Below are 23,765 nucleotides of genomic sequence, written 5' to 3' on the forward strand. Positions count from 1 at the left end.
CGGCCGGAGCCGCAGGGCTCACCGCCGGGTCGAGCCCGCCCCACCGGAATCAGCAGGCCTTGAACCCACCGTCACATGGGTTAGCCTCCGGCGGTGAGCTCGAACCGACGCGACCTCCGCACCGGCCCACGCACCCTCTGCCTCCTCCTCCTCCTCGTCACCGCGTGCTGGCGCACGAAGGCGGACATCCAGCGCGACTACGCGCGCACGCTGGCCCCCGCCCGCCTCGCCACGGCGCCCGCCGCGGCGGCGGTCCGCGCGCTGCCGGTGCGGATCTACGTCGCCGACGACTACCGGGCGGAGACGCTCCGCTGGCGCGAGCGCATCGAGGCGCAGCTCGCCCGCGCGAACCAGATCCTCGAGGCGCAGTTCGGGGTCCGGCTCGTCGCGAAGGAGACGCTCCCGTGGGCCCGCTCGGGCCGGGAGACGGGGCTCGCGGCCGCGCTCGGCGACCTCGTGGCGAAGGATCCCGCGGCGGACGTCGAGTGGGTCGTCGGCTTCGTGTCCTCGTCCGAGCTGTTCTCCGGGTCGCACGAGCAGCTCGGGATGGCCAGGATCTTCGGGCGCCACCTGGTGCTCCGCGGCGTGATCTCCACCGACGAGGCGGCCGCGCTCCGCGAAACGCTCGACGCGCTCTCCGATCGCGAGCGCGACGCGCTCCTCCGCGAGCGGCAGCTCCACCGCGAGACCGCGGTGTTCCTCCACGAGTGGGCGCACACGCTCGGAGCGTTCCACGAGAGGGACGACGAGAGCATCCTGTCCCCGCGGTACCACCCGTCCGCCGCCGCCTTCTCGGCGGTCGCGGCCCGGATCGTCCGGCTCGGGCTCGACCAGCGCGCCGCGGCGGCTTCCGACGGGCACGCGTGGGGCCGGGCGTACCGCGCGGAGGTCGAGCGCGGGCGAGCCGCGGCGTGGGACGAGGCGACCGTCGCGGAGGCGCTGGCGCTGGCCGACGCCCTCGAGGCGCAGGGCCCGCCCGCGCCGCCGCCGTCCGCCGCCCGCGCCGCCGCGGACCTCCCGATCCCGGCGCCGCCCGCCGCGTCCTCCCCGCTCGCGATCGCCCCTGCCGCGACGAGCGCGCCCGGGGACGAGGGCGCGGCGCTCTCCCTCGCGGAGACGAACGACCGGCTCGGCGACGCCGCCCGCGCGTGGCGGGCGGTGGAGCCCGTCGCGGCGCGGCACCCGGAGCGCGGGTACCTGCAGGAGTACGCGTGCCACCTGCGGCGGAAGGCGGAGCCCTCCGCGCCCGCCACGAGGGCCGCGTGCGGCACCGGCCGGAAGCTCCCGGCCACCGAGGCGTCGGTCCTCTTCTCGCGCGTGCTGGTCGAGCGCGGCGACCGCCCCGGCGCCGTCGCGGCGCTCCGTCGGGCCGAGGCCGCGTTCGCGAAGGCCACCCCGCCGCCGCCGGCAGCCGCCTGGGGCGAGCTCGCGCTGGCGCTGTCCGTCGTCGGGAGCTGCACGGCGGCCGAGCGCGCCGCCGCGCGCGCTCCCTCGGCCACCGGCTCGCGCAGCGCCGTCTCCGTCTGCGCCAGGACGCGGATCCAGGCGGCCCTTCCAGCGGCGGATCCGTCCGTCGACCTGGAGCGTGAGCCGGAGTACGTCGACGCCGTCCTGCGCGGGCGCTCGGACGTGGACGCCGGACGCGTCGCGGCGGCGCGCTCGGCCGCGGCGGCGCTCGAGGCCGCGTTCCCGCGCGCGCCGGGCGGCCCGCTGGTGCGGTGCCTCGCGGAGGCCCGGGGCGGCGATCCCGCCGCCATGCGCGCCGCCTGCGCCGCGGCGGACCGGGCCGCGCCCCGCGCGCCGGAGCCTCCGTTCGTGCTCGGCGTCGTCGCCGGACACGAGGGGCGCTGGCCCGACGCGCGCGATCACCTCCGCACCGCGCTCGAGCGCGACCAGGACGACGAGGGAACCTGGGCGCGCCTCGGTGCCGTCTACGAGAAGCTCGGCGACGCCAAGGAGCTCGAGCGGCTCGACGTGCGCTACCGGACCCGGTTCGGCAGGACCCTCCGGCCGTGGTGGTGACGATCCCGCCGGGGATGAGCGGGCACCCGAGCGTGGCATCGTCGCGGTGGTCGGCCGACAGGCAGCTCGAGGCCCGGATCCGGGGCGCGCGGCCATCACGGCTCCTAGATGTGGGCAACGCACCACGCCGCGGTCGGGATCGTCTCCGACGGAAAGGCGCCGCTCATGGCTTCGCCGGCAGGTTCCACGTTCGAGAGCCGCTACCACCAGATGTTTCCGACGCTCGACGCCGTCGAGATCGACCGGCTCCGGCGCTTCGGCGAGAGGCGGACCTACCGCGCAGGCGAACGCCTCGTGGCGACCGGCGAGGTCAGCCCCGGCCTGTTCGTCTTCGTGCGCGGCGAGGTCGCCCTCAGCCAGCACAGCGTGCTCGGGGACGAGCAGCCGATCATCAACTACGGCCCTGGCTCGTTCCTGGGAGAGCTCGCCCAGCTCTCGGGCCAGCCCTCGCTCATCGACGCGCGCGCGACGACCGAGGTCGAGACGTACGTCATCCCGACCCGGAGGCTGAGCGACCTGCTGGTGGCGGAGGCCGAGGTCGGGGAGCGCATCATGCGCGCGCTCATCCTGCGCCGCGTCGGTCTGCTCGAGAGCGGCGTCGGCGGACCGGTGATCGTCGGGCGTGCGGGCGACGGCGACGTGCTGCGGCTGGCCGGATTCCTCGCGCGGAACGGGCATCCGCACCACGAGCTCGATCCCGACACCGACGCGAGCGCACGGACGCTCCTCGAGCACTTCCACGTCGACCCCTCGGAGCTGCCGATCGTGCTCTGCCCGAACGGCCGCACGCTGCGGAATCCGGGCGAGGCCGAGCTGGCCGGCTGCCTCGGCCTCGTCCGTGCGATCGATCCGAACAGGGTTTACGACGTCGCGATCGTGGGCGCCGGGCCGGCCGGCCTCGCGGCTGCCGTTTACGGCGCGTCGGAAGGCCTGTCCGTCATCGTGCTCGATTGCCGCGCGTTCGGCGGCCAGGCGGGGGCGTCGGCGCGGATCGAGAACTACCTGGGGTTCCCGACCGGCATCAGCGGGTTGGCGTTGACGGCGCGTGCCTTCAACCAGGCCCAGAAGTTCGGCGCCGAGATGGCGATCCCGGTCGAGGCGGTGCGCCTCGAGCGCGACCACGATGGCGACGGCGGGCGCTTCCAGCTGTCGCTCGCGAACGAGGAGCGCGTGAGGGCCCGCGCGGTCGTGATCGCGAGCGGCGCGCGGTATCGCCGCCTGAGCGTCGCGAACCTCGCGGCGTTCGAGGGGGCGGGCGTGCACTACTGGGCATCGCCCCTGGAGTCGAAGCTGTGCGTCGGGAAGGAAGTGGCGCTGGTCGGAGCCGGCAACTCCGCGGGCCAGGCGGTGGTGTACCTCGCGAGCGCGGTCACCAAGGTCTGGCTGCTCGCGCGCGGCAAGAGCCTCGAGGCGAGCATGTCCCGCTACCTGGTCGACCGCATCGCCGGCCTGCCCAACGTCGAGGTGCTGCTCCAGACGGAGGTGGTCGCCCTCGAGGGCGGGGGCGGTGTCCTGGAGGCGATCCGCTGGCGGCACGCGCCGTCGGGCGAGGAGACGCGCCGGCCGATGCGGCATCTGTTCCTCTTCATCGGCGCGGACCCGAACACGTCGTGGCTGTCCGGGTCCGGCGTGGCGCTCGACGCGAAGGGGTTCGTGCGAACGGGCGCGGACGTCGCCGCCGGGCATCGGGCCCTGGAGACGAGCCGGGACGGCGTGTTCGCGATCGGCGACGTGCGGGCGGGGTCGACCAAGCGGGTCGCCGCGGCGGTCGGCGAGGGCGCGCAGGTCATCGCGACCATTCACGCGTTCCTGGCGGCCACGGGAGAGCGAACCGGCGTCACCGGTCACGACGCGGGGCGGGACGGAGCCCGGCAACCCGAGGCCCGGTGAAGGGATACCCCGGCTCCAGGAGCGCCGCTGCCGGTCTCGCGCTTCGTAGCCGCGTCGTCCGCTGGACCACGCTTGCGCGTCACGGCGCCATCCGGGCCGGGAGCGTCGCCCTCACCGTGGTGCCCCTGCCCGGCTCGCTCTCGTAGCGCAGTGAGCCGCCGTGCCGCGCGAGGACCGAACGTGCCAGGACCACGCCGAGCCCGGTGCCATCCACGCGCGTCGTGAAGAACGGGGTCCCCAGCCGCCGCAGCGTCTCCGGGTGCATGCCTCGCCCCGTGTCGCGGACGACGATCTCGGCCCCGCCGGCGGACGAGCGCACCTGGACGCTCACCTCTCCACCGGCCGGTGTGGCCTCGATGGCGTTCGCGACGAGGTTGAGGACGGCCTCCGTGAGGCGCCGAGGATCGGCCTCCACGGTGGCGTCGCCGCTCGTCCGCAGCCGGACGCGAGCGGACTCCGCACGCGCGGACAGCACGAGCAGCGCGTCGGACACGAGCGGCCCGAGGTCGACGACGGTGGGCGTCAGCTCGTCGAGCGCCCGCGCGATCGACAGGCAGCGAAGCAGCCGCTCCTGCATGCGCGTGATCTCGCTCTCGATGATCGCGAGGCGCGCGTGAGACGCCGACTCGGCGGGGTTGCGCAAGCCGAGCTGGACGAGCGCCTTCACCGCAGTGATCGAGTTCTTCAGGTCGTGCGCCACCTCGAGGCCGAGCTGCACGGCGCGCCGGGGCGGGCCCTTGGCCGTGACCACGGCGCCATCGCCGACCGCCTCCGTCTCCACACGGTTCATGCCGTCTCCCATCCGGTCGACGATCGAGAGCCGCGCATCCGGACAACCCCGGCCGCCACCCGGTGAGGCCGCGGATCCTGGGGACCTTTCCGCTTCCGTTTCGCAGGCGCGCGGGCGACGGGCCGGCCGCGATCCGTCGGACTCGCGCCGCCGGCTGACCGGGACAGCGCTCCGCTCCGGCGGCGGGAAGGTGGTCAGGAGCTGAGCGATCTGCGCGAACTCGACGGCACCTCCGGACCGGTCCGGTCGCCGCCCCCCAACGATCGCGAGCCGCGTTCACCGCGCTCAGTCGGTGCGGGGACCGGCGAGCGCGCGTCATGCGACGGCCGCGCAGCTCCGGCTCGCCCGATGCAGCGTCCCTCCTCCGTCGCGGCGGAAGCGCGCGCGCCGGAAGGAGCTCGAGATGACGCTCAGCTGGATCGTCGCCGTAATCGGAACCGTCGAGCTCCTCGCGCTCGTCCTCGTCCTCTTCGCGATGAGCGTCCGCGGGAACCGGCCCCCGTCCCTGAACCAGCCAGGTACCAGGCTGGCACGGATCGAGCCGAGAAGCGGAGCACGACTCCGCCCGGCGAGCGGAGCCGTGTCCCCCAGGATCACGGTCCCGGTGCAGCGACGCTGGAGCTAGCGACGGCGCGCCCGGTCCACCCGCAATGCTCGCGGATCCGGGCGCGATCGTGAGGTCAGGAGCCGGCGCGTTCGTCGCGGGCGCGAGCCGCGACGGCCGAGCTCTCCTAGTGGAGCGGCGCGCCCTCGGACGGTGCGGAGACGCGCTGCGCACCGGACTGGATGAACCCGAGGAGATCGGCGTTGAGCTCATCGGCCCGCGTGGTGGCGAGGCCGTGCGGGCCGCCCTTGTAGATCTTCAGCGTGGCGCCCTTCACGAGCTTCGAGGACATGAGGGCGGACGTCTCGATCGGAACGATCTGGTCGTCGTCGCCGTGGACGATGAGCGTCGGCACGTCGAACTTCTTCAGGTCCTCCGTGAAGTCCGTCTCCGAGAACTGCTTGATGCAGTCGTACTCGCCCTTGATCCCACCCTGCATCGACTGCAACCAGAACGCGTCGAGGACTCCCTGTGAGATCTTCGCCCCCTTCCGGTTGTAGCCGTAGAACTGCATGGCGAAGTCCTTCCAGAGTTGCGAGCGATTGCCGAGGACGGCGGCGCGGAGCTGATCGAAGACCGCGAGCGGGATGCCCTTCGGGTTCGCGTCCGTCTTGAGGATCCGCGGCACGACGGCGTCGACCAGCACGACCTGCGCGAGGCGCTCCGTGCCGTGGCGGCCGACGTAGCGGGTGACCTCGCCGCCTCCCGTCGAGTGCCCCACCAGGACGATGTCGCGCAGGTCGAGCGCCTCGATCAGCTCCGCGAGATCGTCCGCGTACGTGTTCATGTCGTTGCCGTTCGACGGCTGGCTCGAGCGGCCGTGACCGCGGCGATCGTGGCCGACGACGCGATGGCCGCGCTCGCACAGGAACATCATCTGCGCGTCCCAGGCGTCCGCGGTGAGAGGCCACCCGTGGGAGAAGACCACCGGTTGCCCAGCGCCCCAGTCCTTGTAGAAGATCTCCGTACCGTCACGCGTCGTGAAGGTGCTCATCGCTTGGCTCCTTTCCGTCCTGGCCCTTCGTCGTTGTGCGTCGCGCTCGGCTGTGTCTCGAGGGCCCGTGGTACGCCACGAGGTTTTCGCGGCCGCATGGGTCGTAAGCGGCACTTCGCGATCGCGATCACGACCGCGCGGCTCGAGTCCCCTCCGCGAAGGCGCATGCCGCGCAGAAGAGCGTGAATGCGCACGCCAGAGTGCGCCACCACGCGGCCGAGGCTGGAGGGCTCGTCTACCGGATGAAGCGCCTGCGGGGAGGCTCCGACGACGAACCGAGGCGTAGCCTGGCGCGATCCGAGCAGGGGCGAAGTAGCTCGCGGGCATCGAGCACGTCGCGACTCGCGCTCCTCGCGACGACGGCCGCGAGCTTGCCGGCAGCGAGCTCGTGCCGTAAGCCCCGGCCCGACGACCTCATCGTCCCGAACCACGGGCTCACGCCGTACCGCGCAGACGAAGTGCGAGGCCCTCCACGCCGACCTCGACCGTGGCGGCATCCCGCGCCATCGACCGTACGAGACCCGCGCACGTTCCGGAACGTCTGCCGCGCCGGCGGGGCGGCGGGGCGCGGTGAACCGCATCGCGCACCACGGGCCCGATCAAAGAAAAACCCCCGCAACCGGACGAAGTTGCGGGGGCACAGATGGTGACCCGTACGGGATTTGAACCCATGTTTTCGGCGTGAGAGGCCGACGTCCTGACCGCTAGACTAACGGGCCAGTTCCTTCGCTTGTGTATCCCCGGACGCTGCGGCAGTCAACGCCGGGAGCTGCATAAAGTGGCTGGGGGACTAGGATTCGAACCTAGATAGCCAGATCCAGAGTCTGGCGTCCTGCCGTTAGACGATCCCCCAGTAGATCATCTCCCCTTCAAGAGCACGAAGACGCGAGTCTCGCCCTTCAGCTCGTAAACGTTCAGCCCTTCCCACTGCCCCGGCTTCGCGTCCGGGTTCTCGATGTGCATCGCCTTCACGCCGGGCTGATCGGCGATCGGCCGCCTCGTGTACCGTGCGCCGTACGTCTGGCGGAAGAACTTCAGCGTCTCGTCATACGTCTTCGGAACCCGGTACCGGTTCTCGGAGACCTTCTCCGCGCCGTCGGGGAGCAGCGCGCCCGCCACCTTCACCTCGGCGAGGGCGAGCCCCGGGACCAGCGCGAGGACCGCGACGAGGGCGGCCTTATAGCGAGCAATTCGGGGCACAGTCAAGCACCGTGTACCGGGCCCTCGCCTCGCCGTCAACCGGCAAGACGGCTCAGCGCCACACCCCGATCTCGCGCCCCTTGTGGCCCGCCTCGCGGAGCACCAGATCGCCGCGTTTCCAGGCGGCGCCCGCGGCCGGCCCCACCCAGAACCCCTTGGGATCGCTGCGCCGCCAGTTCTTCCGGAAGAGGTGGTGAACCTCCTCGAAGATGCTCTTCAGCGCGAGCGGCTTCCCCTTCCGGTCCATGGGGTCGTCCGTGACCTCGAGCTCGGCCCAGAGCCGGCCCGCGACGAGCTCGCCCTCCTCGTTCCGGATGGACCGTTCGTAGTGGAACACCGGCGAGGGGATCTCCTCGATGACGAGCAGGCCCTTGTCCGGCCCCTTCTTCACCGGGTGGACGATCACGGGGCCGAACCGCTCGGCGGCGATGTACCAGCTCGAGCCCTCGAGCTTCGGGATCGTGTCCTCGTGGACGGGGAGCGGGGTCCAGCCGGGCGGCACCAGCTCGGGGTAGAGGGTCAGCTCGCGGCGGGCGAGGTGGCGGAAGACCGCCCGCTCGTCCTCGGGCAGCATGAAGTAGTGGAGGGTCGCGGCCATCGGGCGGAGCCTACCACCGGCTCACCGGATGCGCGCGAGCATCGCCTCGTAGCTCTGCGCGATGCGGGTCGCGAGGATGAGCAGCTCCCCCACCCCGCTCGCGTCGAGCGTCGCGCCGCGGCCGGCGTCGCCGTAGAAGACGTTCACGACCCGCCCCATCGCGAGGATCGGGACGACGAGGGCGTTCGCCGGGACGCCGCCGCCGAGCTGCTTCAGGAGGCGGACGTTCGCCTCGGTCTTCGGGATGGGTCCGAGGAAGTGCGCCCGGGCCCGGACGACCGTGTCGACGATCCCGGGCGCGCCGAGCGGGATCCGGATCCGCCGCACGACGTCGGCGCCCAGGTTCTCGCCGAGGCCGGACCAGCCCTGCGCCGCGCCGTGGTGGACCGTGAGCAGCACCGCGCGGCGGAACTTCGAGCGGGCGTAGCGCAGGACCGTCCGCGCGATGGCGTTGCGCTCCTCGACGCCCTCGAGGAAGCGCAGCGCCTCGTCGAACCGGAGCGGCGACGGCTCGGGCTCGTCGCGCCGCGGCGCGGCGGGCGAGAGCCGGGCCGGCGGGGCGTGGCCTGCGCCGCGCGCCAGCGTCTCGATGAGGTCCGGCGTCGGCGGGAGCGGCTCGAGGAACTCGTCGCCGAGCTCGATGACGTCGTCCTCGCCCGGCGGTGCGGCGGCGACCGCCGCGGGCGCGGACGGCGCGGCCGGCGCGTCGAGGGCGAAGGAGCCCGTCTTCCCGTAGAGCGCGTCGAAGTCCGCCTCGCCCATGAGGTCGCCGGCCGGCGCGGCCTGCGGCGGCGGGGCGGCGACGGCAGAGGGCGCGGCGCGCCGGATCGTGTCGAAGTCCACGTCGATCCCGCGGAGCTCGCGCGCGACGCCGTACGTCCGCTTCAGGAGCGCCCAGATCCGCGCTTCCGGCGCGACGATCGGGTGGATCTGCTTGCCCGTCGCGAAGGCGACCTCGTCGAGCATCGACAGGTCGGACGGGTCGACCGCGATGACCGCGAGGCGGCGATCCACGAGCAGGAAGGGCACGGCGTCGAGCCGGTCGGCGAGGTCGGCGCGGAGGAGCGGCACCGCCTTCGGGTCGAGGACGAGCTCGCCCGACAGCGAGGGCACGCGGTGCTGCCGCCCGAGCGCGTCGGCGAGCGCCGCCTCGGAGACCTGCCCGAGCTCGAGGAGGTTCGTGCCGAGCCGCCCGCCGAAGATCACCTGGTTCTTCAGCGCCGCGCGCACCGCGTCCGCGGTGCACGCGCCGTCCCGCACCAGGATCTCCCCGAGCCGCTCGGCCACGCGGTCGATGATACCAGAGGGGGATCAGGCGCGCCCGGGCCGCGTCAGCTTGCCGGCGTCGAGGATGCGCCGCGCCTCCGCGGGGGAGAGGCCGCCCTGCTCCACCGCGAGGTCCACGATCGATCGGCCGGTCGCGACGGACGCCTTCACGATCTCCGCTGCCCTCGCATACCCGAGCCGCGGCGCGAGCGCCGTCGCGAGGCTCACGGTCCGCTCCGCGTAGAACCGCGCCCGCGCCACGTCGGGCTCGAGCCCTCGGGCGCAGCGCGCGTCGAAGGCCCGCACGGCGCCGGCCGCGATCTCGAGCGCGTGGCAGAGGTCGAAGGCGACGAGCGGCATCATGACGTTCAGCTCGAGCTGCCCGCCGCTCGCGGCCCACGCGACGCCGGCGTCCAGCGCGATGACCTGGTACGACACCATCGCGAGCATCTCCGCCATCGAGGGGTTCACCTTGCCCGGCATGATCGACGAGCCCGGCTGCACCGGCGGGAGGCGCAGCTCCCCGAGGCCGGTGTTCGGGCCGCTGCCGAGGAGCCGGACGTCGCCGCCGATGCGGAGGAGCTCGAGCGCCGCGGTGCGGAGGGCGCCGGACAGGTTCGTGAACGGGGCGAGCGACTGCATCGCGTAGAACGGGTTCGGCGCGGGCGTGAGCGGCACGCCCGTGAGGCGCTCGAGCTCGGCGACGACCTCGCGCGCGTACCGCGGGTGCGCGTTGAGGCCGGTCCCCACCGCGGTCCCGCCGATGCCCAGGACCGACAGCTCCGGCAGCGCGTCGCGGACGCGGCCGGCCGCCGCCGAGAGCGCCGCCGCCCACCCGGAGACCTCCTGCCCGAGCCGGATCGGCGTCGCGTCCATGAGGTGCGTGCGGCCGGACTTCACGACGCCCTCCCACGCGCGCGCCTTCCGCTCGAACGTCGCCGAGAGCCCGGCGAGCGCCTCGATGACCGCGGGCGCGAGATCGAGCGCCGCGAGCCGGATCGCCGTCGGGACCACGTCGTTGGTGGACTGCGCCATGTTCACGTCGTCGTTCGGGTCGACGAGCGCCCGGTCGCCGCGGCGCCCGCCGAGGAGCTCGCAGGCGCGGTTCGCGAGGACCTCGTTCACGTTCATGTTGTGCGAGGTGCCGGCGCCGGCCTGGTACACGTCGACGACGAACTGGTCGCGGTGCCGGCCCGCGAGGACCTCGCGCGCGGCCTGCTCGATGGCGCGGGCCTTCTTGCGCGGGAGGAGGCCGAGGCGCGCGTTCACCCGCGCGGCGGCGAGCTTCACGCGCACGGTCGCGTCGACGAACGCGGGGTGGGCGCGGAGCCCGGAGATCGGGAAGTTCTCCACCGCCCGCGCGGTCTGGGCGCCGTACAGGGCGCTCGCGGGGACGGTCATCTCCCCCATGGTGTCCTTCTCGACGCGGGTGCGGGCGGCGCGGGACGGGCGGCTGCGCTCGGGCATCTCGGCTCTCCTCTCCGTCGAGAGTGTACGGAACACGGGGGATCCGCGCGCGGGAAAGGCTGCCTCCCGGGGGAGGTGCCGACCGGGCGGGCGAACGGAGCGTCGACCGCGTCACGACGAACGGATGCACGGGGAGTGACAGGCGTCAAGCTTCCTCGCCACATTCCCGCCTGCCCTCCTGTGTGCGCCCCCGCCGTGAGGGGTGCGCCCGCCAGCGGGGCGTCCCACCGTGGCACGAGGTGCGTCGCGCCCGTCGCGCAGCCGTGCGCGGCCGCGGCCTGAACCTGGAAGGGAGGACGCATGCGGCGTTGGTGGCGCGGGCTCGCGTTCCTTGCGACGGTGGTGACGTTCGTCCTGACGATCGCGGCAGGCGGGTGCGGAAGCAGCAGCAGCAGCGGCGGCAGTGGTGGCGGCGGCGGCGGGGGCGGTGGGGGCGGCGGCGGCGGGGGCGGGACCCCGGCGCCGACCGACTTCAACATGGAGATCCAGGCGCTCGACCTCCCGGCGACCGGCGCTCCGACCGTCACCTTCAAGGTGACGGACAAGAGCGGCGCGGCGATCGATCTGATCCAGGAGATCAAGAACGGCGCCGCGAGCGCCGCCGGCACGAACCAGGTCACGGCTCCGCGGTTCACGCTGGCACAGCTCCAGGACTCGGGCGACTACGTCTCCGCGTACGAGCGGACCGTCACCGGGAAGCCCTACACGACCGACGCCGGCGTCGTGCAGGCGGCGCTCCCGAGCGCGACGCAGGCGGTGTCCTCCAACGTCCCGACGGACGCGACGCTGGACCAGCGGCTCACGAGCCAGGGGAACGGCGTCTACAAGTTCCAGATGGACGCGCCGGTCCGGACCGACCTCGACCGGTCCAAGACGTGGACCGTGGCGTCGTGGGCGACGCGGACGCTCGCCGCGGCGGGCGATCCGGGCCATCCGGCCCATGCGTCGTTCAACTTCGTCCCGAGCGGCGGCACGCCGCAGACGTACCAGGTCGTCATCGACTCCGCCTGCAACGTGTGCCACGGCTCCCTCGAGGCGCACGACCGGCGCACCGGGACCCAGCTCTGCATCACCTGCCACTCGCCGCAGACCACGGATCCCGAGTCCGGCAACACCGTCGACTTCAAGTGGATGATCCACAAGATCCACCGGGGATCGAGCCTCCCCTCCGTGCAGAACGGGAAGCCGTTCTTCATCGTCGGGTTCGCGCCGAACAACCCCGCCACCCTCCCCGCCTCCGCGATCCAGGACTTCAGCGACGTCGGGTTCCCGCGCGACATCCACGACTGCACCGCCTGCCACCAGGGCGCCAACGCGGATCGCTGGACGGCGGCGTCCCAGAACGCCTGCACGTCGTGCCACGACAACGTGAAGTTCGCGAACAACGCCGGCATGCCGACCTGCGCGGCGGGCGTCACCGCCGACTGCCGTCACCCGGTCGACATCTCGCCGAACACGGCGTGCGCGAACTGCCACAACCCGGCGAGCGTCCAGCAGAACCACGTGAACCAGTTCACGGTCGAGGGCGCCAAGTTCAAGTACGAGATCACGAACGTGACCATGGGCGCCGACCGCCTGCCGGTGGTCCAGTTCCGCGTGACGGACCCGACGAACGGCGGCCGCGCGTACGTCCTCAACGGCTCCGGAGGCGGCACGGTGGACGCGCCCTGGAGCTACACGAGCAGCGCCCCGCCGATCGGAGGCGCGAGCCGGCTCTTCGTCGACGTCGGGTGGGCGAACGAGGACTACAACAACGCCGGGAGCGGCAACAAGAGCCCCGGCGGCCACGACGCGCCCGGCCAGGCGGTGCAGATCAACGCGCTCACCACCGCGACCCCGGTGTCGGGCCAGGACGGCGTGTGGCAGGTCACCTCGCCCGTCGCGGTCCCGGCGAGCAGCTCGTTCACGGTCGTCCTCGAGGGTCATCCGGGCGTGAAGGTGAACGACACCACCTACATCCGGATCCCGGTGACGAACGACATCAAGTACCTCGACGCGAGCGGCGGCGCGAACGGGCCGGCGCGGCGCGTCGTGGTCGCGACGGCGAAGTGCAACGCCTGCCACGGCCTCCTCAGCGCGCACGGCTCGAACCGGACCGGGAACACGCAGGTCTGCGCCGTCTGCCACAACCCCGACGCGACGGACGAGGGGCAGCGCGCGGACGCCCAGACCGCCGCGACCCCGCCGCCGCTGAAGCCCGAGGCGCCGATCGACCTCAAGTACCTCATCCACTCGGTCCACGCCGACCGCGTGCGCGAGCACGACTTCGTCGTGATCGGCTTCGGCGGGTCCACGAACACGTTCCCGATCGGCTTCCCGAACGACGCCGGGAACTGCGCGATCTGCCACGACGGCACGACGTACCAGCTGCCCATCAACGCGGCCGCGCACGACACCACCGTCGACACCGGCGCGAACCTGGCCGACCCGACCGACAACGTGCGGATCCCGAAGACGATCGCGGTCTGCACGAGCTGCCACGACCGCGTGCACTTCGACAACACCGCCGGCCTGAACGCCTGCAACACGACGCCGACCGGCGAGTGCAACCACAGCGGCGGGCCGCAGCAGAACAACGGGCAGCTCAGCGATCAGAACTGCCAGCTCTGCCACGGCGCGGGGGCGCAGTTCGCGGTGGAGAAGGTCCACCCGATCGTGCAGCCGGCGACGACGCCCTGATCGCGGGGCGCCCCGGGGGAACGAGAGGGACGGGGGCCCGGCCGCTCCGGCGGTCGGGCCCTCGGCGTCCGGCGCCTTCGGCACGCCGGCGCCGCCGCGGGGCTCAGCCCATCCGCAGGCGCGCCGCCAGGCGGCGGAACGCGAGCTCGGTCTTCGCGTCCTCGATCTCGCCCGCATCGCAGGCGCTGAGCGCCCCGGGCAGCGTTCGCCACTCGAGCACCGCGCCCTCCTCGAGCGGGGAGCCGTCGCCCTCGTGCGGCGCGTCGTAGCGGCCTGCCACGGCGGGGCGGGCGACCTCCGCCTCGAGCACGTGGATCTTCTCCGAGGCGATCCCTGGCAGCGGGAAGAACGGCCCGCCGAGCGGGCGGAACGCGTCGAGGGGTACCTCGAGGCCGGCCTCCTCCAGGACCTCGTCGGCAGCGCGCCGCCGGAGCGCCTCGACGCCGACCTCCCCCGGCTCGAGCACGCCCGCGACGATCTCCTCGACGAGCAGGTACTCCGGCTCGGGCAGGGCGGCGCGCTTCCCGCGGCGGAAGTACGCGGCGGGCCTGAGCCCGCGCCTCGTGAGCACCTCCACGCCGGCGGCCGTGCGGGCCCACAGGCAGACGGCGACGGCATCGAGCGTCGGGCGGTCGATCACGTCGATCCGGTACTCGGGCGAGGTGCTCCCGTCCTCGCGCCGGTTCACCGCCCGGAAGCGCTTCAGCCGCAGGAACCCCTCGTCGAGGCGAGCCCGGGCCGTGTAGTCCTCGACGATCTCGATCGCGCGCACCTTCGGCATGTCTGCAATGGTGCACGGCGGCGACGCCGGGGAGAAGGGGAACCTTCCTCGAGACCGTCCGGCCGGGGAGGCGCCCTTCAGCGCCCTCCCCCGGCCAGGGACCCCCCGCGGCGCGCGCGCATCCGCATCATTTCCCTGCGGAGGACGTGCCAGCGATGAAGGTCTCGGAGATCATCGAGGAGCTCTCAAGGCTCGTACAGCTCGAGGCGGACGCCGTCGCGGCGTACGACGCGGCCCTCGAGCTGCTCCCGGCGGGGCCGGTCCACGACGAGCTCGCGCTGTTCCGGCTGGAGCACCAGCGGCACGCGATGGCGCTCTACGACGTGTTCATGCGCCTCGCGAAGACTCCGCCGGAGGTGGAGCCCGACGTGAAGGGCGTCGTGATCGGCGCGCTCACGCCCCGGGCGATCCGGTCCCTCGCGGAGCTGCTCGACGCCCTGCGCGGGAACGAGCAGCTCACCACGTCCCTGTACGCGAAGGCGCGCTCGAAGTCGTTCCCGCAGACGATCCGTGAGCTGCTCGATCGCGCCCACGGCGAGGAGCGGCACCACCTCGACTGGATCGAGCGCGCCCTCTCCCGCCTGGGGACGGCCGCCGGCGCCGCGGCCGCCGCGCACCCCTAGCGACCGGCGCGGCGTCGCCGTGCTGCACCGCGGCGCAGCCATCCGCAGCTTCTCTCCGGGAGGAGGCCAGGGATGACGAACCAGGAGATCGCGGAGGCGCTCGAGGAGCTCGTTCAGCTCGACATCGACGCGGTGCTCGCCTACGACCGCGCCATCGCCGGCATCGGCGAGGATCCCGTCGGGAACGCGCTCGCCGCGTTCAAGGTGGATCACCAGCGGCACATCCTCGAGCTGTCGCAGGTGCTGCTCGGGATGAGCCGCAAGCCGCCGCAGGCGAAGCCGGACGTGAAGGGCTCCATCCTCGGCGGGATGACGGGGCTGCGAGCGCGGCTCGGGACCCAGCAGGCGCTCGAGGCGATGCGCTCGAACGAGCAGCTCACGACGTCGACGTACGCGCGGATGCTCGCGAAGCCATTCCCGCCGGACGTCCTCGAGCTGGTGAGGAAGAACTCCGGCGACGAGCAGCGCCACCTCGCGTGGATCGAGCGGGCGCTCGACCAGCGGATCTGGGAGCAGGACGCGGGGGCGCACATCTGAAACGAGAGGGCCGCGCCCGTTTCCCGGACGCGGCCCTCGTCACCTCACGGAACCCGCGGCGCTACGCGACGACGCGGAGCCCCTTGTACTCGGGCAGCTCGTCGAACTGCAGGTACCGGTACACCTGGCCCGCCTTCGGGGCGATCTTCTCGTTGTACGCCGCGAAGTACTCGGCCGGCGTCGGGAGCTTCCCGAGGTTCGCCGCGACCGCGCCCAGCTCCGCGGAGCCGAGGAACACCTTCGCGCCGTTGCCCATCCGGTCGTCGAAGTTGCGGGTCGACGTCGAGAACACGTTCACCGCGTCCGGCACGCGCGCCTGGTTGCCCATGCAGAGCGAGCAGCCGGCGATCTCGATCCGGGCGCCGACGGCGCTGTACGTGGCGTAGTACGCCTCGTCCTTGAGCTGCTGCTGGTCCATGCGCGTCGGCGGGCAGAGCCAGGTGCGGACCTGGCCCGTGTACTTCGCGCCCTTCCAGATCTCCCCGGCGGCGCGGAAGTGGCCGATGTTGGTCATGCAGGAGCCGAGGAACACGTCGTCGATCTTCGTGCCGGCGACCTCGGACAGGAGCTTCACGTCGTCGGGATCGTTCGGGCAGGCGAGGATCGGCTCGGTGATCTGGGCGAGGTCGATCTCGATGACCGCGGCGTACTCCGCGTTCTTGTCGGCGCGGAGCAGCTCGGGCTTCGCGAGCCACGCCTCGACGGCGGCGATGCGGTTCTCGAGCGCCGCCTTGTGGCCGTAGCCGTCGGCGATCATCTTCCGCATGAGCGCCACGTTCGACCGGAGGTAGGTCGCGACGCTCTTCTCGGAGAGGTCCACCGCCGCCGCGGCCGCGCTGCGCTCCGCCGCCGCGTCGGTCAGCTCGAACGCCTGCTCGACGGTGAGGTCCGGCAGGCCCTCCATCTCGAGGACGCGCCCGTTGAAGACGTTCTTCTTGTTCTTCTTCGGCACGGTGAGGAGGCCCTGCTTGATGGCCCAGTACGGGATCGCGTTCACGACGTCACGGAGCGTGATCCCGGGGTTCAGCTTGCCCTTGAACCGGACCAGCACCGACTCCGGCATGTCGAGCGGCATGAAGCCGAGCGCCGCGCCGAAGGCGACGAGGCCGGAGCCCGCCGGGAAGGAGATGCCGATGGGGAACCGGGTGTGCGAGTCGCCGCCGGTGCCGACCGTGTCCGGGAGGAGGAGCCGGTTCAGCCACGAGTGGATCACGCCGTCGCCCGGCCGGAGCGCCACGCCGCCGCGCTCCTGGATGAACTGCGGCAGCGTCTTGTGCATCTTCACGTCGGCCGGCTTCGGGTACGCGGCCGTGTGGCAGAACGACTGCATCGTCATCGGCGCCAGGAACTTGAGGCAGGCGAGCTCCTTCAGCTCGTCCGCCGTCATCGGGCCGGTCGTGTCCTGGGAGCCGACGGTCGTCATCTTCGGCTCGTAGTAGCCGCCGGGCAGCGCGCCCGGGATGCCGCAGGCCTTGCCGACCATCTTCTGCGCGAGCGAGAAGCCCTGGCCCGGCTTCGGCTGGGGGTTCTTCACCTCCGCGAAGATCGTGATCGCCGGCATCCCGAGGGCCTTGCGGGCCTTGTCGGTGAGGGCGCGGCCGATGATGAGCGGGATGCGGCCGCCGGCGCGGAACTCGTCCGCGACGGTGACCGGCTCGATCTTGAAGGTGGAGAGGACCTCGCCCTTCTCGGTGCGGACCTCGCCCTTCTTCGTGTCGACGACGATCACGTCGCCCGTCTTGAGCTTCGTGACGTCCGTCCGGATCGGGAGCGCGCCCGAGTCCTGCGCCGTGTTGAAGAAGATCGGGGCGATGACGCCGCCGATGATCACGCCGTTGCGGCGCTTGTTCGGGACGAACGGGATGTCCTCGCCGATGTGCCAGAGGACCGAGTTGCAGGCCGACTTGCGGGAGGACCCGGTGCCGACCACGTCGCCGACGAAGGCGACCTGGAAGCCCTCGGCGCGGAACTTCGCGATCGTGTCGAGGCCGCCCTTGAACCGGGTCTTGCCCATCGCGAGCGCGTGGAGCGGGATGTCCGGGCGGGTCGACGCGTCGCCGGCGGGCGAGAAGTCGTCGGTGTTGATCTCGCCGTCGACCTTGAAGACCTTGAGCTTCAAGGTCTCCGGGAAGGCCGGGCGGTTCGTGAACCACTCCGCCTTCGCCCACGCGTCGACGACCTTCTTCGCGGCCGCGTTCGTCTTCGAGAGCGCGAGGACGTCGTCGAAGGCGCCGTAGACGTAGGTGGTGTGGGAGAGCGCCTTCGCGGCGGCGTCGGCGAGCTCGGCGTCCTTCAGCGCGGCGACGAGCGGCGGCACGTTGTAGCCGCCCATCATCGTGCCGAGCAGCTCGACCGCGTCCTTGCGGGAGACGAGCGGGCACTTCTTCTTGCCCGAGGCCACGTCGGCGAGGAACGCCGCCTTCACCTCGGCGGCGGCGTCGACGCCCGGGGAGACGCGGTCCCGGAGCAGCCCGAGGAGGAACGCCTCCTGGCCCTTCGGCGGGCTCTCGAGCAGCTTGACGAGCTCCCGGGTCTGCTCGGGATCGAGGGGCTTGGGGGGGATCCCCTGCGCCTTCCGCTCGGCCTCGTGCTTCAGGTACGCCTCGATCACTGGCTCCTCCTTGGGGAGTTTCGGGACTGCGGGTGGATAGGCTTCGGAAGCGATGCCCTATAGCACGGCCCGCCACGGGTGTCAGCCGCTCCCACCCGCAGAACCACCCGGAAGAACGCAGCTTTTTGGGACCTGACCAGTCCACATTGGCCAGGGTTTTCCAGCACTGCCCGCCCCTGCGGCGTTCTGCCAGAATCAGGCCCCGGGGGGGGGCACCCGTGAGCGGACGACTGGATGGGACGGACGAGGCGCTGCGCGAGGCTGCGGAGCGCTACCGGTCCGTCGTCGCGGCGATGTCGGAAGGGGTCGTCTTCTTCGACGATCGGGGCCGGATCCTGGACTGCAACCCGTCGGCGGAGCGGCTGCTCGGCGTCGACCGAGACGCGATCCTCGGCCGGACCTCCTCCGATCCCATCTGGCGGGTGATCCGCGACGACGGCTCGCCGTTCCCGGCCGACGAGTACCCCGCCAACCGCACGCTCCGGGACGGGAGCCCGGTCCGCGGCACGCTCATGGGCGTGTGCGTGCCGGACGGCGCCGTGCGCTGGCTGATGATGAACTCGGAGCCGCTCCTCCGGCCCGGCGAGGCTCGGCCCTACGCGGTGGTCACCTCGTTCAGCGACGTGACCGACGTCCGGGCGGCCCGCGAGGCGGTGCGCATCCGCGAGACGCGCCTGCGCGTCGCGCTCGAGTGCGCGCGCCACGCCTTCTGGGAGGTGGCGCTCCCCGGGACCGCGCTCGTCGCGGGCGCGCCCTGGACGCTCGTCGGCTACCGCGAGGGCGAGTTCCCGCGCACGATGGAGTCGTGGCGCGCGCTCATCCACCCCGACCACCGCCGCGCTGCGCGCGCCGCGTTCGAGGCGCACGTCGCCGGCCTGACGCCCTGGCTCCGCTCCGAGTACCAGGTCCGCGCGCGCGACGGAGGGTGGCGCTGGATCGTCGCGAGCGGCCGCGTGTACGAGCGCGACGCGTCGGGCCGGCCCACGTGCGCCGCCGGCACGATGACGGACGTGACCGAGCTGAAGGGTCTCCAGACGCAGCTCCAGGCCGCCGACCGGCTCGCGAGCGTCGGCACGCTCGCCGCGGGCGTCGCGCACGAGATGAACAACCCGCTCGCTTACGTGGTGTCCAACCTCGGCTTCGTGAACGACGCCCTCGCGCAGCTCGAGCGGGGCACGCCGGGCGCGCCCGCGCCGGGCGAGCTGCGCCAGGCGCTCCGGGACGCGCTCGACGGCGCCGGCCGGGTCCGCGCGATCGTCCGCGGCCTGCGGCAGTTCGCGGTGCCGGAGCGCGCCGCCGCCCACGAGCCGGTGGACGTGGCGACGGAGATCGAGGCGGCGCTCGGGCTCGCCCGGAACGAGCTCGTCCACCGGGCGCGCGTCTCGGTGGACGTGCCGGCGAGCCTGCCGCGGGTGATCGCCGGCGAGCACGACCTCGGGCAGGTGCTCGTGAACCTCCTCCTGAACGCGGCGCAGGCGATCCCGGAGGGGCGCGCCGCAGAGAACGAGGTCCGCATCGCCGCCGGGATCGACGGCGACTGGGTCGTCGTGGAGGTGCGCGACACGGGCGCGGGCATCGCGCCGGCGGACCTGCCCCGGATCTTCGATCCGTTCTTCACGACGAAGCCGGTGGGCTGCGGCACCGGCCTCGGGCTGTCGGTCTGCCACGGCATCGTGACCGGGCTCGGCGGGCGGATCCACGTCGAGAGCCTGCCCGGGCAGGGCGCGCGCTTCCGGGTGTCGCTGCCCATCGCCCCGGAGCCGGAACGGGAGGCGGGGCCGGCGACGCCGGTCCCGCCGGCCGCGCCGCGCCGCGGGCGCGTGCTCGTGCTCGACGACGAGCCGCTCGTCGGCCGGAGCCTGGTCCGCCTGCTCCAGTCGAGCCACGACGTCGAGGCGCTCGTGTCCCCGGCGGAGGCGCTCCGGCGCATCGCCGGAGGCGAGCGCTGGGACGTGATCCTCTGCGACCTCATGATGCCGGAGCTCTCCGGGATGGACCTCGAGGATCGGATCGCCGAGGTCGCGCCGGCGCTCGTGCCGTGCGTCATCTATCTCACCGGCGGCGCGTTCACCGACCGCTCCCGCGCGTTCCTCGCGGCGGGGCGGCCGTACCTCGAGAAGCCGGTGGAGCCCGCCGAGCTCCGGGCGAGGGTGGACGAGCGGATCCGGGCGGCGCGCCAGTGACGGCCGGCGATCGGACACGCACGGCGTGCCCGTGCCCGTGCCCGTGAACGTGCCCGAGTCCCTCCGTGCCCATGACCCGCTTCCCGTGGCCCGATGCCCGAGTCCCCGCGGCCCGTGGCCCCGTTCCCGGTCACGCACCGCCGCGCGGACGCCCGCGATCGTCACGCCCCCCGTGATCGCGCCCGGGATCCCGGGCCGGCGGGGCACCCTCCTCCTCCTCGTCCTCCAGCATCCGGTACTTCGGCCCCTCGGGGTCCTCGTACTGCCCGCTCTTCACCGACCACATGAAGAGCAGCCAGGCCCCGATCCCGACGGCCAGCGAGAGCAGGATCAGGAGCCCGATGCTCATGGCGCCATCCCCGCCGGCGCCGCGGCCGCGCGGGGCGCCGTCGCGACCGCCCTCACCGGCACGGGCACCGCGAGGCGCCGCAGTCGCACCGAGTTCCCGACGACGAACACCGAGCTCGCCGCCATCGCCGCGGCGGCGACGATGGGGTGGAGCACGCCGGCCATGGCGAGCGGGATCGCGACGAGGTTGTAGAAGAACGCCCAGAAGACGTTCTGGCGGATGACGGCGTACGCGCGCCGCGAGATGGAGACGAGCTCCGGGAGGAGGCGGAGATCGTCCCGGACCAGCACCACGTCCGCGCTCTCCATCGTGACGTCCGTCCCGCGCCCCATCGCCGCGCCGACGTCGGCCTGGACGAGCGCGGGCGCGTCGTTGAGCCCGTCGCCCGCGAACACCACGCGCCGCCCCGCCGCCTGGCGGCGCGCCACCTCGGCGCGCTTCTCGACGGGCGACGCGCCAGCCAGCGCGGCGAGACCGAGCCCGCCCGCGACGGCCCCGGTGGTGAGCGCGGTGTCCCCGCTCACGAGGGCGAGCTCGACCCCGAGCGCCCGGAGCGCCGCGATGGCAGCGGGCGCCTCCGGCCGGACCGGGTCCGCCACAGACAGCAGCGCCTCCAGGCGTCCGCCGCGCGCGAGGAACGCGACCGTCTCCGCCCGCGCCTCGCACACGCGGGCGCGTGCGTCCGCGTCGGGCGGCAGCGCGACGCCGCGGGCCGCGAGCAGCGCGCGGTTGCCCACCAGCACCTCGTCCCCGCCGACGAGCGCGACGACGCCCTGGCCCGGCACGGCGCGGAACCCCGTCGCCTCCCGCTCGGCGCCGGCGACGAGCGCGCGCGCGGCCTCCGCGACCGCGCGCCCGACGTGGTGCTCGCTCCGCCGCTCGACGGCGGCCGCCAGCGCGAGGGCCCCGTCGCGATCGAGCCCGGGGGCGAGCGGCACGACCTCGCGCAGGGCGGGACGGCCGCGCGTCACGGTGCCGGTCTTGTCCAGGAGGACGTCGGTCGCCTTCGCGGCGCGCTCGAGGACGTCGCCGCCCTTGACGAGGATCCCGCGGGTGGTCGCCGCGCCGGTCGCCACCAGCACCGCGATCGGCGTCGCGAGGCCGAGGGCACACGGGCAGGCGATCACCACCACGGCGATGCCGGTCATGAGCGCCCGCTCCGCGGGGGCGCCGCGCGCGAGCCAGAAGGCCGACGTCGCCACGGCGAGGACGAGCATCGCCGGCACGAACCCGCCGACGACGCGGTCCGCCACCGCCTGGATCCGCGGCTTCTGGGCCTGCGCGTCCTCCACGGCGCGGACGATCCCGGCGAGCACGGTGTCCTTCCCGACGCGCGTCACCTCGACGAGGAGCGCGCCGTGCTGGTTCACCGTCCCGCCGATCACCGCCGCGCCCGGCGCCTTCGCGACCGGCCGCGACTCGCCGGTGAGGAGCGCCTCGTCCACCTCCGACGCACCCTCGAGCACCGTGCCGTCGAGCGCGATCCGCTCGCCCGGAAGCACCTCGATCCGGTCGCCCGGGCGGAGCTCCGACACCGGCACGCTCCGCCGCGCCGGCGTCCCGCCGGAGCCCGCCTCGACCCGCCGCGCCTCGCGCGGCGCGAGCCGGGCGAGGCGCGCCACCGCCTCCGACGCGCGCCCCTTCGCCGCCGCCTCGACGTAGCGGCCGACGAGGACGAGCGTGGGGATCATCGCGGCGGTGTCGAAGTAGACCTCGCCGCCGCGGAGCATGCCCCAGACGCTCTGCAGGAGCGCCGCGCCGGAGCCGATCACCACGAGCGCGTCCATGTTGAACCGCAGGTGGCGGAGCCCGCGCGCGGTCGCCCGCAGGAACGGCGCGCCGGCGTACAGGACCACGGGCAGCGTGAGCGCGAGGGCGATCCACTCCATGAGCCGCCGCGTCGAGCGATCGATGCCCTGGAAGTACCCGGCGTAGAGCGCGCCCTGGTACACCATGAGCTGCATCGACAGGAACGCCGCGGTGCCGAGCCGGACGAGCAGGTCCTTCGCCTCCGCACGGCGCGCGGCGAGCTGCTCGGTGTCCGACCACGGCTTGGGCGAGTAGCCGGCGGCCCGGATCCGATCGAGGATCCGCGCGAGGTCCACCGCCGCCGGATCGAAGCGGACGCGCGCCCGGTGCGTCGCGTAGTTCACGCGCGCCGCGAGCACGCCCGGCGTCCGGGCGAGGAGCTTCTCGTTCAGCCAGACGCACGAGGCGCAGCGGATGCCGTCGATGGCGACGTCGACCTCGGCGATCCCGCCCGCCTCGCGCACCGCGCCCTCGAACGCGGCGAGATCGAGCGGCGCCGCGCCGGCGGGGCCGGTCTCCGACCAGCGGCGCGTGTCGTAGTACGCGGCGAGCCCCTCGTCGTGAACGAGCTGGAAGACGCCCCGGCACCCCGCGCAGCAGAACACGCGCGGCGCACCGGCGATCTCGGCGCGCACCGCCTCGCGCGCGGGGAAGTCGGCCAGGCAGTGATCGCAGCGCAGCGCCGTCACCCGAGCCCTCCGACCCCGAGCCCGCGCAGGACGAAGACGACGCCGAGCGCGGCGACGAGGAGGCCGCCGGCGCGGTAGAGGACGCCGCGCGCCCGCGCGCCGAGCCAGCTCGTCGCGACGCCGGCGAGGAGCAGCGCCGGCAGCGTGCCGAGGCCGAACACGAGGGCGAGGAGGAGGCCGGTCGCGGGGTGGCCGGTCCCGGCGGCGCCGAGGAAGAGCGTCCAGGAGAGGCCGCACGGCAGGAAGCCGAGGACGAGGCCGAGCGGGTACAGGCGGCCGGCCGCGCCGCCCTCGAGGAGCGTGCGCGCGAGGGCGGACAGCTTTCCGGCCGCGCGGGCCTCGATGCGACGGACGGAGAGCGCGAGGCCGGCGGCGCCGAGGCCCATGAGGACCATGACGACGCCCGCGATGACCGACGCCGCCGCCGTCACGCCGGCGAGCCGCCCCGCGACGTTCACGAACGAGCCGGTCATCCCCATGACGCCGCCCACCATCGCGTAGGTGGTGAGCCGCCCGGCGTGGTAGGCGAGCTGCCCCTGGAGCGCCCGGGCCGTGCCGCGCGGCGCGCCGGCGAGGGCGAAGGCGCCCACGAGCGGGCCGCACATCGGGAGGCAATGGCCGAAGCCCCCGAGGAGCCCGGTCACGAACGCCATGGCGATGGTGCCCGCCACGC

General features: G+C 73.5%; 18 protein-coding genes and 2 tRNA genes. 7 read left to right on the forward strand and 13 right to left on the reverse strand.

Going from position 1 to position 23,765, the window contains the following annotated elements; translation table 11 throughout:
- The first annotated feature begins 93 nt into the window (after positions 1 to 93).
- Together AMOR_RS04445 and AMOR_RS04450 are read left to right on the forward strand one after the other, a co-directional pair.
- Entirely contained in the window at positions 94 to 2,022 is a 1,929-nt protein-coding gene (locus AMOR_RS04445) for a hypothetical protein (protein WP_248358834.1), read from the forward strand.
- Between the two features lie 108 nt (positions 2,023 to 2,130).
- A complete protein-coding gene (locus AMOR_RS04450; RefSeq protein ID WP_248358837.1) occupies positions 2,131 to 3,912 on the forward strand; it encodes an FAD-dependent oxidoreductase in 1,782 nt (593 codons plus the stop codon).
- 79 nt (positions 3,913 to 3,991) lie between these two features.
- Here AMOR_RS04450 and AMOR_RS04455 read toward each other — a convergent pair whose 3' ends face one another.
- The gene (locus tag AMOR_RS04455; RefSeq protein WP_248358839.1) at positions 3,992 to 4,702 is read right to left on the reverse strand and encodes a sensor histidine kinase; all 711 of its coding nucleotides are present in this window, start codon (positions 4,700 to 4,702) and stop codon (positions 3,992 to 3,994) included.
- Positions 4,703 to 5,105: 403 nt separating this feature from the next.
- On the opposite strand from AMOR_RS04455, the gene AMOR_RS04460 reads away from it, so the two are divergent.
- Positions 5,106 to 5,327: a hypothetical protein gene (locus AMOR_RS04460; RefSeq protein ID WP_248358841.1), complete on the forward strand. Its 222-nt coding sequence runs from the start codon at positions 5,106 to 5,108 to the stop codon at positions 5,325 to 5,327.
- Between the two features lie 106 nt (positions 5,328 to 5,433).
- Here the strand turns inward: AMOR_RS04460 and AMOR_RS04465 are convergent, their stop codons facing one another.
- The 7 genes from AMOR_RS04465 to AMOR_RS04495 all read right to left on the reverse strand — a co-directional run bounded on the left by AMOR_RS04465 (position 5,434) and on the right by AMOR_RS04495 (position 10,831).
- Positions 5,434 to 6,300, reverse strand: coding sequence for an alpha/beta fold hydrolase (locus AMOR_RS04465; RefSeq protein ID WP_248358843.1), 867 nt, complete (start codon positions 6,298 to 6,300; stop codon positions 5,434 to 5,436).
- A gap of 644 nt (positions 6,301 to 6,944) precedes the next feature.
- Positions 6,945 to 7,019: transfer RNA gene (locus AMOR_RS04470), tRNA-Glu, on the reverse strand.
- A 60-nt stretch (positions 7,020 to 7,079) separates the two neighbouring features.
- Positions 7,080 to 7,153: transfer RNA gene (locus tag AMOR_RS04475), tRNA-Gln, on the reverse strand.
- 5 nt (positions 7,154 to 7,158) lie between these two features.
- Positions 7,159 to 7,500: a hypothetical protein gene (locus tag AMOR_RS04480; protein ID WP_248358845.1), complete on the reverse strand. Its 342-nt coding sequence runs from the start codon at positions 7,498 to 7,500 to the stop codon at positions 7,159 to 7,161.
- A gap of 52 nt (positions 7,501 to 7,552) precedes the next feature.
- The gene (locus AMOR_RS04485; RefSeq protein WP_248358848.1) at positions 7,553 to 8,098 is read right to left on the reverse strand and encodes a hypothetical protein; all 546 of its coding nucleotides are present in this window, start codon (positions 8,096 to 8,098) and stop codon (positions 7,553 to 7,555) included.
- A 21-nt stretch (positions 8,099 to 8,119) separates the two neighbouring features.
- Positions 8,120 to 9,385, reverse strand: a complete 1,266-nt coding sequence (locus AMOR_RS04490; protein WP_248358851.1) for a GspE/PulE/PilB domain-containing protein — start codon at positions 9,383 to 9,385, stop codon at positions 8,120 to 8,122.
- A gap of 24 nt (positions 9,386 to 9,409) precedes the next feature.
- Complete coding sequence (locus AMOR_RS04495) at positions 9,410 to 10,831, reverse strand: aspartate ammonia-lyase (RefSeq protein WP_248358853.1); 1,422 nt, start codon at positions 10,829 to 10,831, stop codon at positions 9,410 to 9,412.
- A 300-nt stretch (positions 10,832 to 11,131) separates the two neighbouring features.
- On the opposite strand from AMOR_RS04495, the gene AMOR_RS04500 reads away from it, so the two are divergent.
- A complete protein-coding gene (locus AMOR_RS04500; RefSeq protein WP_248358856.1) occupies positions 11,132 to 13,510 on the forward strand; it encodes an OmcA/MtrC family decaheme c-type cytochrome in 2,379 nt (792 codons plus the stop codon).
- A gap of 103 nt (positions 13,511 to 13,613) precedes the next feature.
- Here the strand turns inward: AMOR_RS04500 and AMOR_RS04505 are convergent, their stop codons facing one another.
- Entirely contained in the window at positions 13,614 to 14,291 is a 678-nt protein-coding gene (locus AMOR_RS04505; RefSeq protein ID WP_248358858.1) for an NUDIX hydrolase, read from the reverse strand.
- Positions 14,292 to 14,446: 155 nt separating this feature from the next.
- Here AMOR_RS04505 and AMOR_RS04510 point away from each other — a divergent pair, with 155 nt between their 5' ends.
- Positions 14,447 to 14,914 (forward strand): ferritin-like domain-containing protein, encoded by a 468-nt coding sequence (locus tag AMOR_RS04510; protein ID WP_248358860.1) that lies wholly within the window; start codon positions 14,447 to 14,449, stop codon positions 14,912 to 14,914.
- Between the two features lie 72 nt (positions 14,915 to 14,986).
- Entirely contained in the window at positions 14,987 to 15,451 is a 465-nt protein-coding gene (locus AMOR_RS04515; RefSeq protein ID WP_248358861.1) for a DUF2383 domain-containing protein, read from the forward strand.
- 61 nt (positions 15,452 to 15,512) lie between these two features.
- Here AMOR_RS04515 and acnB read toward each other — a convergent pair whose 3' ends face one another.
- Positions 15,513 to 18,062, reverse strand: coding sequence for a bifunctional aconitate hydratase 2/2-methylisocitrate dehydratase (gene acnB, locus AMOR_RS04520; protein WP_248358862.1), 2,550 nt, complete (start codon positions 18,060 to 18,062; stop codon positions 15,513 to 15,515).
- Positions 18,063 to 18,280: 218 nt separating this feature from the next.
- Between acnB and AMOR_RS04525 the strand changes: the two genes are divergently transcribed.
- Positions 18,281 to 20,245, forward strand: a complete 1,965-nt coding sequence (locus AMOR_RS04525) for an ATP-binding protein (protein ID WP_248358864.1) — start codon at positions 18,281 to 18,283, stop codon at positions 20,243 to 20,245.
- 130 nt (positions 20,246 to 20,375) lie between these two features.
- Here AMOR_RS04525 and ccoS read toward each other — a convergent pair whose 3' ends face one another.
- The 3 genes from ccoS to AMOR_RS04540 are packed head-to-tail and all read right to left on the reverse strand — an operon-like array spanning position 20,376 to position 23,763.
- Entirely contained in the window at positions 20,376 to 20,594 is a 219-nt protein-coding gene (gene ccoS, locus AMOR_RS04530; RefSeq protein ID WP_248358866.1) for a cbb3-type cytochrome oxidase assembly protein CcoS, read from the reverse strand.
- Positions 20,591 to 23,092: a heavy metal translocating P-type ATPase gene (locus AMOR_RS04535; protein ID WP_248358868.1), complete on the reverse strand. Its 2,502-nt coding sequence runs from the start codon at positions 23,090 to 23,092 to the stop codon at positions 20,591 to 20,593. The genes ccoS and AMOR_RS04535 overlap by 4 nt, the downstream gene beginning before the upstream one ends.
- Positions 23,089 to 23,763 carry a sulfite exporter TauE/SafE family protein gene (locus tag AMOR_RS04540; protein WP_248358870.1) on the reverse strand — a complete coding sequence of 225 codons (675 nt, stop codon included), beginning with the start codon at positions 23,761 to 23,763 and terminating at the stop codon, positions 23,089 to 23,091. Before AMOR_RS04540 ends, AMOR_RS04535 begins: the two co-directional genes overlap by 4 nt.
- Positions 23,764 to 23,765 lie beyond the last annotated feature (2 nt).

It is taken from the genome of Anaeromyxobacter oryzae (genome assembly GCF_023169945.1).
GTDB lineage: Bacteria > Myxococcota > Myxococcia > Myxococcales > Anaeromyxobacteraceae > Anaeromyxobacter > Anaeromyxobacter oryzae.